The organism is Pseudomonas sp. 10S4 (genome assembly GCF_034344865.1).
Classification (GTDB): Bacteria; Pseudomonadota; Gammaproteobacteria; order Pseudomonadales; family Pseudomonadaceae; genus Aquipseudomonas.
Genome location: NZ_CP133774.1, coordinates 4,738,849 through 4,750,027 on the forward strand (window position 1 = coordinate 4,738,849; position 11,179 = coordinate 4,750,027).

9 protein-coding genes and 1 pseudogene are annotated in these 11,179 nt (G+C 59.3%); all 10 read left to right on the forward strand.

Features of this window, described 5'->3' with window-relative positions; all coding sequences use genetic code 11:
* The first annotated feature begins 10 nt into the window (after nt 1–10).
* Nucleotides 11–832: a TIM barrel protein gene (locus RHM58_RS22300; RefSeq protein WP_322268218.1), complete on the forward strand. Its 822-nt coding sequence runs from the start codon at nt 11–13 to the stop codon at nt 830–832.
* 154 nt (nt 833–986) lie between these two features.
* Nucleotides 987–2,918 (forward strand): 3D-(3,5/4)-trihydroxycyclohexane-1,2-dione acylhydrolase (decyclizing), encoded by a 1,932-nt coding sequence (gene iolD, locus RHM58_RS22305; protein WP_322268219.1) that lies wholly within the window; start codon nt 987–989, stop codon nt 2,916–2,918.
* 39 nt (nt 2,919–2,957) lie between these two features.
* Nucleotides 2,958–3,968, forward strand: a complete 1,011-nt coding sequence (locus tag RHM58_RS22310) for a Gfo/Idh/MocA family protein (protein WP_201257523.1) — start codon at nt 2,958–2,960, stop codon at nt 3,966–3,968.
* Nucleotides 3,969–4,095: 127 nt separating this feature from the next.
* Entirely contained in the window at nt 4,096–4,956 is an 861-nt protein-coding gene (locus tag RHM58_RS22320; RefSeq protein ID WP_201257522.1) for a sugar phosphate isomerase/epimerase family protein, read from the forward strand.
* Nucleotides 4,957–5,117: 161 nt separating this feature from the next.
* Complete coding sequence (locus tag RHM58_RS22325) at nt 5,118–6,170, forward strand: Gfo/Idh/MocA family protein (RefSeq protein ID WP_322268220.1); 1,053 nt, start codon at nt 5,118–5,120, stop codon at nt 6,168–6,170.
* A 144-nt stretch (nt 6,171–6,314) separates the two neighbouring features.
* Entirely contained in the window at nt 6,315–6,500 is a 186-nt protein-coding gene (locus tag RHM58_RS22330) for a hypothetical protein (RefSeq protein WP_242486429.1), read from the forward strand.
* A gap of 52 nt (nt 6,501–6,552) precedes the next feature.
* The gene (locus RHM58_RS22335) at nt 6,553–7,479 is read left to right on the forward strand and encodes a sugar ABC transporter substrate-binding protein (RefSeq protein WP_201257520.1); all 927 of its coding nucleotides are present in this window, start codon (nt 6,553–6,555) and stop codon (nt 7,477–7,479) included.
* Between the two features lie 70 nt (nt 7,480–7,549).
* Nucleotides 7,550–9,117, forward strand: a pseudogene (locus RHM58_RS22340) (sugar ABC transporter ATP-binding protein).
* Nucleotides 9,118–9,330: 213 nt separating this feature from the next.
* On the forward strand, nt 9,331–10,353 hold the full coding sequence (locus RHM58_RS22345) for an ABC transporter permease (protein ID WP_054052830.1): 1,023 nt from the start codon (nt 9,331–9,333) through the stop codon (nt 10,351–10,353).
* Between the two features lie 326 nt (nt 10,354–10,679).
* Complete coding sequence (locus RHM58_RS22350; protein WP_074875645.1) at nt 10,680–11,084, forward strand: TraR/DksA family transcriptional regulator; 405 nt, start codon at nt 10,680–10,682, stop codon at nt 11,082–11,084.
* Nucleotides 11,085–11,179 lie beyond the last annotated feature (95 nt).

Sequence of the window (11,179 nt, forward strand, 5' to 3'; positions counted from 1 at the left end):
AACAACAATAATGAGCAAGCCCCTGCGTTTCGCCTTGAACCGTATGGTCGCCCCCCGTTTGTCCCTGCCCGCGTTCATCGAGTTGGCGGTGACCCTCAAGGCCGACGCCATCGAGATCCGCAACGACCTAAGCGGCGTCGAGATCGAAGACGGCACCGCGCCTGAGCGCGTGCGTGAGTTGTGCGCGGCCAAAGGCATCACCGTGCTGTCGATTAACGCGCTGTACCCGTTTGATGTGTGGAATGACGAGCGTCGGGCTCAGGCTGTGAAGCTTGCCGCTTATGCTCGTGATTGCGGCGCTCAAGGTTTGGTGATGTGCCCGTTGAATGATCGCGCCGACTCGCGCAATGAAGCCGAACGTGCTTCGGGTTTGCGCACGGCGTTGACTGAACTGGCGCCGATCCTGCGCGATCACGGCATTCTCGGTTTCATCGAACCGCTGGGGTTTGAAGAGTGTTCACTGCGGCGCAAACGCACGGCGGTGGACGCGATCAAGGTGATTGGCGGGCTGGATGTGTTCCGGTTGGTCCACGACACCTTCCACCATCACCTGGCCGGGGAGCAGGAGTTCTTCCCTGAGCTGACCGGGCTGGTGCACATCTCTGGCGTCGAGGATGCCGAAGCACCGCTGAACAGCATCCGCGACGGCCATCGCGTGCTGGTGGGCGAGAGCGACATCCTTGGCAATGCGGCGCAGATTGAGAAGTTGCTCGCCAGCGGTTACAGCGGCTATCTGTCGTTCGAACCGTTTGCCGACAGCGTGCATGGTCTGGCGGATATCGAACAGGCGATCGGCGCGAGCATGAACCACCTGCAAAAATCTCAAGGTTAATGAAGATCCCCTGTGGGAGCGGGCTTGCTCGCGAAAGCGGTAGGTCCGCCAACGAAGATGTTGAATGTGACGGCCTCTTCGCGAGCAAGCCCGCTCCCACAGTGATTGGATTTCAGAGCACATACCGGATTTAGCTTCAAAGGAAGGTGCAAGCATGACCACAACAAGACTGACCATGGCCCAGGCCCTGGTGAAATTCCTCGATAACCAGTACATCGAGGTCGATGGGGTTCAGAGCAAATTCGTCGCCGGGATCTTTACCATTTTCGGCCACGGCAACGTGCTCGGTCTGGGCCAGGCCCTGGAGCAGGACAGCGGCGACTTGATTGTCCATCAGGGTCGCAACGAGCAAGGCATGGCCCATGCGGCTATCGGTTTCGCCAAGCAACACCTGCGCCGCAAGATCTACGCTTGCTCTTCATCGGTCGGCCCCGGCGCGGCGAACATGTTGACCGCTGCCGCCACCGCCACTGCGAACCGCATTCCGTTGTTGCTGCTGCCTGGCGATGTCTACGCCTGTCGCCAACCAGATCCGGTGCTGCAACAGATCGAACAGTTCCACGACCTGAGCATCAGCACCAACGATGCCTTCAAAGCCGTGAGCAAATACTGGGACCGCATCAACCGTCCCGAGCAATTGATGACCGCGGCGATCCACGCCATGCGCGTGCTCACTGACCCCGCGGAAACCGGCGCCGTGACCCTGGCCTTGCCGCAAGACGTGCAAGCCGAGGCCTACGATTACCCGGATTACTTCCTGCAAAAACGCGTGCACCGCATCGAGCGGCGTCCGGCCACCGAAGCCATGCTGGGTGATGCGCTGGCGCTGTTCAAAGGCAAGCGCAAGCCGCTGATCATTTGCGGTGGCGGCGTTCGTTATTCCGGGGCCAATGCCGCGTTGCAGGCGTTTGCCGAGCGCTTCGATATTCCTTTCGCTGAAACCCAGGCCGGCAAGAGCGCGGTGGTGTCGAGCCATCCGCTGAACGTCGGCGGCATCGGCGAAACCGGTTGTCTGGCGGCGAATCTGCTGGCCAAGGACGCTGATCTGATCATCGGAATCGGCACCCGTTACAGCGACTTCACCACCGCGTCGAAGTCGTTGTTCCAGCATCCGGACGTGCAATTCCTCAACCTCAATATCAGCCCGTGCGATGCCCTGAAACTCGACGGCGTGCAGTTGTTGGCCGACGCCAAAACCGGTTTACAGGCACTGGCGGTCGCATTGGGCGATTACCGTTCGAGTTGGGGCGATCAACCCCGTCAGGCCAAGGCGCAACTGGACGAAGAAGTCGACCGCATCTACCAAGTCGAATACCAGGCCAAGGATTTCATCCCGGAAATCAACGACCACATGGACCCGGCGGTCCTGCGGGAATTTATCGAACTGACCGGCTCCTGCCTGACCCAAAGCCGCGTGCTCGGCGTGCTCAACGAAACCCTGGCCGACGACGCGGTGATCGTCGCCGCTGCCGGCAGCCTGCCCGGTGACTTGCAGCGCAGCTGGCGCAGCAAGGGCGTGAACACCTACCACGTCGAGTACGGCTATTCCTGCATGGGTTACGAGGTCAACGCCGCACTCGGCGTAAAACTCGCCGAGCCGGAGCGCGAGGTCTATGCGCTGGTCGGTGACGGCTCTTACATGATGCTGCACTCGGAGCTGGCGACCTCGATTCAGGAGCGGCGCAAGATCAACGTGGTGCTGCTGGACAACATGACCTTCGGCTGCATCAACAACCTGCAAATGGAACACGGCATGGACAGCTTCGGCACTGAGTTCCGTTTCCGTAATCCGGAGACCGGCAAGCTCGATGGCGGCTTCGTCCCGGTGGATTTCGCCATGAGCGCAGCGGCTTATGGCTGCAAGACTTACAAGGTGAACACCGTTGAAGAGTTGCAAGCGGCGCTGGCGGATGCGCGGTTGCAGACGGTTTCGACCCTGATCGATATCAAGGTTCTGCCCAAGACGATGATTCACAAATACCTGTCGTGGTGGCGGGTCGGTGTGGCGCAAGTCTCCACCAGCGCCCGTACCGATACGGTGGCCAAGACCCTGAACGAACGACTGGCCAAGGCCCGTCAGTACTGATTGCCCTGAACGAACAACTACAACTCCAGGAGTCTCTACATGTCTTTAAAGATTGGCGTCATCGGCACCGGGGCCATCGGCCAGGACCATATCCGTCGTTGCAGCCAGACCTTGCTCAATAGCCAGGTCGTTGCCGTCACCGACATCAATTTGCAGCAAGCGGCGAAAGTCGTGTCCGACCTGAAACTGACCGCCGAGGTTTATCCCGACGGTCATGCGCTGATCAAGGCCCCGGAAGTCGAGGCAATCCTTGTTACCTCCTGGGGCCCGAGCCACGAAGAATTCGTATTGGCTGCGATTGCCGCCGGCAAACCGGTGTTCTGCGAGAAACCCCTGGCCGTTACCGCTGAAGGCTGCCGCAAGATCGTCGAGGCCGAAGTGGCCCACGGCAAGCGCCTGGTGCAGGTCGGTTTCATGCGTCCGTACGATGAAGGTTATCGCGCCCTCAAAGCGGTGCTCGACAGCGGCCAGATCGGCGAACCGCTGATGCTGCACTGCGCACACCGTAACCCGACCGTGGGCGAGAACTACAAGACCGACATGGCAATCACCGACACGCTGATCCATGAACTGGATGTGCTGCGCTGGTTGCTCGATGACGATTACGTCTCGGTGCAAGTAGTGTTCCCACGTAAGACCAGCAAAGCCCTCGCACATCTGAAAGACCCGCAAATCGTCCTGCTGGAAACCGCCAAGGGCACGCGCATCGACGTCGAAGTCTTCGTTAATTGCCAGTACGGCTACGACATCCAGTGCGAAGTGGTGGGGGAGACCGGCATCGCCAAATTGCCGGAGCCGCAACAGGTGCAGTTGCGCAGTGGCGCGAAGCTGTCGAACGCGATTCTGATGGACTGGAAGGATCGGTTTATCGCGGCCTACGACGTTGAGCTTCAGGCCTTCATTGATGGCGTGCGTGCAGGTCAAGTCGGTGGCCCATCGGCATGGGACGGCTTCGCAGCAGCAGTGGCGGCGGACGCGTGCATCGAAGCACAAAACAGCGGCCAGATCGTCAAAGTCGGCCTGCCAGAGCGCCCACACTTCTACGGTTAACAATGGTCCCCTGTGGGAGCGAGCTTGCTCGCGATAGCGGTGTGTCAGGCGACTTCAATGTTGAATGTACCGCCGTCATCGCGAGCAAGCTCGCTCCCACAGGGGAGTGGTGAAGGAGAACAAGAACATGCGCATCGCACTAGACCCCTACATGTACCGCAATCTGTCCCTGGGCAAGATGGTCGACAAGGTCGCCGAGCTCGGCTACGAACACATCGAGCTGTCGCCTCGGGAAGATTTCCTGCCGTTCTACAAGGCCCCGCGCGTCGACAAGGCGCGGATCAAGGAATTTCGCAAAGCCCTGAGCGACACCGGGGTCAAACTCTCGTCTTTATTACCCATGTACCACTGGGCCGCCGCCGACGAAGGCCTGCGAGTCGCCGCCGTGCGCAACTGGAAGCGCGCTATCCAGATTGCCGTGGAGATGGACTGCGAACTGGTCAATACCGAATTCACCGGCCAGTCGGACAACCCGCTGGTGTGCGAAAACCAGTTCATGCGCTCCATGGATGAGCTGATGCCCGAGTTCGAACGCGAAGGCATCAAGCTCGACATCCAGGCGCATCCGTATGACTTCTGCGAGCGCAACAACGAGTCGGTGGACATCATTCGCGGGCTGGATTGCGAGTGGATCAACTACCTCTACGCCGCGCCGCACACGTTTTTCTATGACGACGGCGTCGGTGATATTGCTTCGATGCTCAAGTACGCCGGCTCGAAACTCAGCCACCTGATCATCGCTGACACCTACAACCACAAGGCCTCTTCGGGGTTGCGCTACATCGTCAACCCGCCGGGCGTCGTCGCCACCGTGCACCAGCACTTGGACATCGGCCAGGGTGAGGTCAATTGGGATGCGTTCTTCGGCACGTTGCGCGAGATCCAGTTCGACGGCATTGCCACGGTCTCGGTGTTCGCCTGGGAAGACCGGCCGGACGAGTCCAACCGGATGATGCTGGAACGGGTCAAAAGCGAACTCTGCCGCTAAGCCCACCACAAAACCCTTGTGGGAGCGGGCTTGCTCGCGAAGGCGGCGGACCAGTCAATATTGATGTCGGCTGACACACCGCTTTCGCGAGCAAGCCCGCTCCCACAGGGGCCGCGTACACCCGGTGAGTGGTTAACAGAACAATAAGAAGGAATGCACACATGCGTATCGGACTTGTCGGTTACGGCCATGGCGGCCGGTTTTTCCATGCTCCGCTGCTCAGCAGCCTGCCGGGCGCGACCTTTGTTGGTGTGGTCACCCGTTCACCAGAGCGCCGACAATTGCTGGCCGCCGAACACCCCGGCGTGCCGGCCTTCGACAGCATCGGCCAACTGGTCGAAGCCGGGGTCGATGTGCTGGTGGTGTCCACACCGCTCAAGGGCCGGCCGGCGCTGGTACTCGACGGCATCGAGCACGGCGTGGCGGTGGTCAGCGACAAACCGTTCGCCGCTGATGCGCAACAGGCGCAAACCCTGATCACCATGGCCGAGCGTCAGGGTGTGCGGCTCAGCGTCTACCAGAACCGGCGCTGGGATTCGGACTTCCTCACCGTGCGCAAACTCATTGAGTCCGGCGCGCTGGGCCAGATCACGCGTTTCGAATCGCGGATCGAACGCTACTCGCCGCAAGCGGTGAACAATGGCAGCGGCGGCGGCTTTCTCCGCGACTTGGGCAGCCATCTGGTGGATCAGGCGCTGCTGCTGTTCGGTCCGGTGACGCGGGTGTACGCCGAACTGGAATACCTGGAAAAAGGCCAGGTCTTCGACAACGGCTTCTTTATGTCCCTGACCCACGCCAGCGGTGTGACCTCGCACCTGGGCGGCAGTTGTCTGCAAAACACCCCCGGACCGCGTTTCCGCGTGACTGGCACCCAAGGCTGCTACAGCGTCGACGGTCTGGACGGGCAAGAGGACTCGGTGCTGGCCGGGCTCTCGCCTAAATCCGAAGGCGACCGCTGGGGCGTGGAAGAACACCGACGCTGGGGCTGGTTTGAACAGGGCGAGGTGCGCGAGCGGGTTCCGTCTGAGCGTGGCTGCTGGAATCAGTTCTATTTACAGCTACAAGCCGCGTTGCAGAGCGGTGGCCCACTGCCCGTCGAGGCCCGTGATGCACTGGCGACCACTCGCGTACTGGACGCTGCGCGAATGAGTGCTGAGCGCCATCAAGTGGTGGATTTGGGGCAGTTCGACCACCGTGGAATAAAAACAGAATAAAATTCTAAAATTAGTTGATATAGAAATTATTTTCCAATAAAGTCATTTCCAGGTTGCCGACTATCAACGTTCAATCTCGCTCAAGCCACGCTCGAACGAGTGCAGGACGAACCAAAAACAAGAAACAAAAGCCAGGTACCGTCGATGAAAACCTTTAACGCTGCTTTGCATGTTTTACGTTCCGCTACACATCTCTTTCGCGACCTGCCTCGCGCCTCGTTCCTTTTCTTTACCCGCTTGTCCATTCCCCGCTTGCTCTGCGTTGAACGCAAGGGTGCCCTGGTCTGCTGCATTCCCGGTGCGCCGATTGTCCGCTTGCCCAGTCACTGAAATCGTCACGCCTTATCCATAAAACCAACAAGAATGTGGAGAAAGACTTTTCATGAAGACCCAGATCCGTTTCACCGCACTTGCCTTGTCCCTGATGTTCGTCAGCGGCGCTGCATTGGCCGATATGAGGATTGGCGTAAGCATGTCCCAGTTCGATGACACCTGGCTGACCTACCTGCGCGAATCCATGGACAAGAAAGCCAAGGCCTATCCCGATGGCGTGCAGCTGCAGTTCGAAGATGCCCGCAGCGACGTGGTCAAGCAATTGAGCCAGGTAGAGAGCTTCATCAGCCAGAAAGTCGATGCCATCGTGGTCAATCCGGTTGACACCGCCGCCACCAAAAAAATCACCGAAGCCGCCGTCAAGGCTGGCATTCCGCTGGTCTACGTCAACCGCCGCCCGGATGACCTGAAGTTGCCTAAAGGTGTGGTCACGGTGGCCTCCAACGACCTGGAGGCCGGTGAAATGCAGATGCAATACCTGGCCGACAAAATGGGCGGCAAGGGCGACATCGTGATTCTGCTCGGCGACCTGGCCAACAACTCCACTACCAACCGCACCAAAGGCGTAAAAGAGGTGTTGGCCAAGTACCCGAACATCAAGATCGAGCAAGAGCAGACCGGCACCTGGTCGCGGGATAAAGGCATGACCCTGGTCAACGACTGGCTGACCCAGGGTCGCAAGTTTGACGCGGTAGTGGCCAACAACGACGAAATGGCCATCGGCGCTGCGATGGCCCTGCAACAGGCCGGCGTCGAGAAGGGCAGTGTGCTGATTGCCGGTGTCGACGGTACGCCGGACGGCTTGAACGCGATCAAGAAAGGCAACATGGCGGTGTCGGTGTTCCAGGACGCAAAAGGTCAAGCGGACGGCTCCATCGACACGGCCGTGAAAATGGCCAAGAACGAGCCGGTTGAACAGGCCGTGTGGGTGCCATATCGCCTGATCACCCCGCAAAACGTCGATACCTTTAAATAGTCCGTCCGTTCAATAACAACAATAAGTACGCAAGGTCGCCACCGCGATCTTGCTGATGGAGTACCTGATCATGTTCGCTTCAGCGACTGCTTCGAGCACCCCGTTGGTGGGTATCCAGCCAACCGCAACACCTGTCGATGAGCCGTACCTGCTGGAGATCATCAACGTCAGCAAGGGTTTTCCCGGTGTGGTGGCCTTGTCCGATGTGCAGCTTCGGGTGCGTCCCGGTTCCGTGCTGGCCCTGATGGGCGAGAACGGCGCAGGCAAATCCACCCTGATGAAAATCATCGCTGGCATCTACCAGCCGGACGCTGGCGAACTGCGCCTGCGGGGCAAAAAGGTCGTTTTCGAGACGCCTTTGGCGGCGCTCCAGTCCGGGATCGCGATGATCCACCAGGAACTCAACCTGATGCCGCACATGAGCATCGCCGAGAACATCTGGATCGGGCGTGAGCAGCTCAACGGTTTTCACATGGTCGATCACCGCGAGATGCATCGCTGCACCGCGAAACTGCTGGAACGCCTGCGGATCAACCTTGATCCGGAAGAACAGGTCGGCAACCTGAGCATCGCCGAGCGGCAGATGGTCGAGATTGCCAAGGCTGTGTCCTACGACTCCGACATTCTGATCATGGACGAACCGACCTCGGCCATCACCGACAAGGAAGTCGCCCATCTGTTCTCGATCATTGCCGACCTCAAGAGCCAGGGCAAAGGCATCATCTACATCACCCACAAAATGAACGAAGTGTTCGCCATCGCCGATGAAGTAGCGGTGTTCCGTGACGGCGCCTACATCGGCCTGCAACGGGCCGACAGCATGGACGGCGACAGCCTGATTTCGATGATGGTCGGTCGCGAACTGAGCCAATTGTTCCCGGTGCGTGAGAAGCCGATTGGCGATCTGCTGCTTTCGGTGCGCGACCTCAAGCTCGACGGCATTTTCAAAGGTGTGTCCTTTGATCTGCACGCCGGGGAGATTCTGGGGATCGCCGGATTGATGGGTTCGGGGCGGACCAACGTCGCCGAAGCAATTTTCGGCATCACCCCCAGCGACGGCGGCGAGATTCGCCTCGACGGCAAGGTAGTGCGTATCAGCGATCCGCACATGGCCATCGAGAAAGGCTTCGCGCTGTTGACCGAGGATCGCAAGCTCAGTGGCCTGTTTCCGTGCCTGTCGGTGCTGGAAAACATGGAGATGGCCGTACTGCCGCATTACGCCGGTCACGGTTTCATTCAGCAGAAAGCCCTGCGGGTGTTGTGCGAAGACATGTGCAAAAAGCTGCGGGTCAAAACCCCGTCGCTGGAGCAGTGCATCGACACTTTGTCCGGCGGCAACCAGCAGAAAGTCGTGCTGGCTAAGTGGATGTTCACCGATCCGGACGCATCCTGATCCTCGACGAGCCGACCCGGGGCATCGATGTCGGCGCGAAGTACGAGATTTACCGGCTTATTTCCTACCTCGCCAGCGAAGGCATGGCGGTGATCATGATTTCCTCGGAGCTGCCGGAAGTGCTTGGCATGAGCGACCGGGTGATGGTCATGCACGAGGGCGACCTGATGGGCACCCTCGACCGCAGCGAAGCGACCCAGGAACGGGTGATGCAACTGGCCTCGGGCATGTCCGTGGTTCACTAATTCAAGGGTAAACACAATTTCTGTGGCGAGGGAGCTTGCTTGTGGCGAGGGAGCTTGCTCCCGTTGGGCTGCGAAGCGGCCCCAATGGCATGGGACTGCTGCGCAGTCCAACGGGAGCAAGCTCCCTCGCCACAATTAAGCGCCCTGGCCACAAGCAATCTCAGGCCACAGGGTATGTAGTCGATACCGGATTTTTTAGAAGGGTGAGTGGTTATGAACGCGATACTGGAAAACAAGCCAGCAACGGCACCGACCAAGAGTCGTCGGCGCTTTCCGACCGAACTGAGTATCTTCCTGGTGCTGATCGGCATCGGCCTGGTCTTCGAAGTGTTTGGCTGGATCGTGCGCGACCAGAGCTTCCTGATGAACTCCCAGCGCCTGGTGCTGATGATCCTGCAAGTGTCGATCATCGGCCTGCTGGCCATCGGCGTAACCCAGGTGATCATCACCACCGGTATCGACCTGTCGTCCGGTTCGGTGCTGGCGCTGTCGGCGATGATTGCCGCCAGCCTGGCCCAGACCTCGGACTTCGCCCGGGCGGTGTTTCCGTCGCTGACCGACTTGCCGGTGTGGATACCGGTGATTGCCGGGCTCGGGGTCGGATTGCTGGCGGGGGCGATCAACGGCAGCATCATTGCCGTTACCGGGATTCCACCGTTCATTGCCACCCTCGGCATGATGGTCTCGGCACGTGGCTTGGCGCGGTATTACACCGAAGGCCAACCGGTGAGCATGCTCTCCGATTCCTACACTGCCATTGGCCACGGCGCGATGCCGGTGATCATCTTCCTGGTAGTGGCGGTGATCTTCCATATCGCCCTGCGTTACACCAAGTACGGCAAGTACACCTACGCCATCGGCGGCAACATGCAGGCGGCGCGGACCTCCGGGATCAACGTCAAGCGGCATCTGGTGATCGTCTACAGCATCGCCGGGTTGCTCGCTGGCCTGGCCGGTGTGGTGGCTTCAGCCCGAGCCGCGACGGGGCAGGCCGGGATGGGCATGTCCTATGAACTGGATGCGATTGCCGCTGCGGTGATCGGTGGTACGAGCCTGGCCGGCGGCGTAGGGCGCATTACCGGGACCGTGATTGGCGCGCTGATCCTCGGGGTAATGGCCAGTGGCTTTACCTTTGTCGGGGTCGATGCGTATATTCAGGACATCATCAAAGGATTGATTATTGTGGTGGCGGTGGTCATCGACCAGTACCGCAACAAGCGCAAACTCAAGCGCTAAAACCGCTATAAACAGCAAAATGCGCCACGCCTGACCCGCGTGGCGCAGCCGTTTGTCTTCTATATACAGCCGCTGGACTGAATTTCTTGCTATAAACGCACTCCGATGACCGCCACAACGGCTGCCATAGAGCACTTTCCGGGTGTTGTCGGACAAATTCGCTGTCTTTTCAGTTGCTGAGGCCTCAAGTCGGCCTTAGACTGCCGCCCCTCGTAAATTGAGTGCCGGGTGGCGCTTGGAATAAACGGCGCCTTTCCGACGGCCTTCGAGGTTCGTCGGAACGCTCCCTAATTCGCCTTAATGCACGTTTTTTTATAGAGATATCAATGACAAAGGACAAGTTGCTGGCCATGCCGGCGGATGACTACATGAATGCCGAGCAACATGCTTTTTTCTTCGAGCTGTTGCAGAACATGAAAGTCGAAACCCACGAGCGCATCGAGCAGAACCGCATCGCCATCGAAAGCCTGGACACCCCGGCTGACCCGGCCGACGCTGCTTCTGTTGAAGAAGAGCGTACCTGGCTGGTCAACGCGATCGATCGCGACCAGCGCATGCTGCCTCAGTTGGAACAGGCTCTGGAACGCATCAAAGAAGACAGCTTTGGCTGGTGCGATGACAGCGGCGAGGCCATTGGCCTGAAACGCCTGCTGATCAGCCCGACCACCAAGTACTGCATCGAAGCTCAAGAGCGTCACGAACAGATCGACAAGCACCAGCGTCAGGCCTGATTCAGTAGCGCCGCAATCGCGGGCAAGCCTTGCTCCTACACACATCTTGTAGGAGCGAGGCTTGCCCGCGAAGCTTTTCGCCGTCCGCAAAACCC

What these genes read in the sequence shown, in the direction of transcription:
- RHM58_RS22300 (WP_322268218.1), top strand. Translation starts at nt 11, where the DNA reads ATGAGCAAGCCCCTGCGTTTCGCCTTGAACCGTATGGTCGCCCCCCGT.
- iolD (WP_322268219.1), top strand. Translation starts at nt 987, where the DNA reads ATGACCACAACAAGACTGACCATGGCCCAGGCCCTGGTGAAATTCCTC.
- RHM58_RS22310 (WP_201257523.1), top strand. Translation starts at nt 2,958, where the DNA reads ATGTCTTTAAAGATTGGCGTCATCGGCACCGGGGCCATCGGCCAGGAC.
- RHM58_RS22320 (WP_201257522.1), top strand. Translation starts at nt 4,096, where the DNA reads ATGCGCATCGCACTAGACCCCTACATGTACCGCAATCTGTCCCTGGGC.
- RHM58_RS22325 (WP_322268220.1), top strand. Translation starts at nt 5,118, where the DNA reads ATGCGTATCGGACTTGTCGGTTACGGCCATGGCGGCCGGTTTTTCCAT.
- RHM58_RS22330 (WP_242486429.1), top strand. Translation starts at nt 6,315, where the DNA reads ATGAAAACCTTTAACGCTGCTTTGCATGTTTTACGTTCCGCTACACAT.
- RHM58_RS22335 (WP_201257520.1), top strand. Translation starts at nt 6,553, where the DNA reads ATGAAGACCCAGATCCGTTTCACCGCACTTGCCTTGTCCCTGATGTTC.
- RHM58_RS22345 (WP_054052830.1), top strand. Translation starts at nt 9,331, where the DNA reads ATGAACGCGATACTGGAAAACAAGCCAGCAACGGCACCGACCAAGAGT.
- RHM58_RS22350 (WP_074875645.1), top strand. Translation starts at nt 10,680, where the DNA reads ATGACAAAGGACAAGTTGCTGGCCATGCCGGCGGATGACTACATGAAT.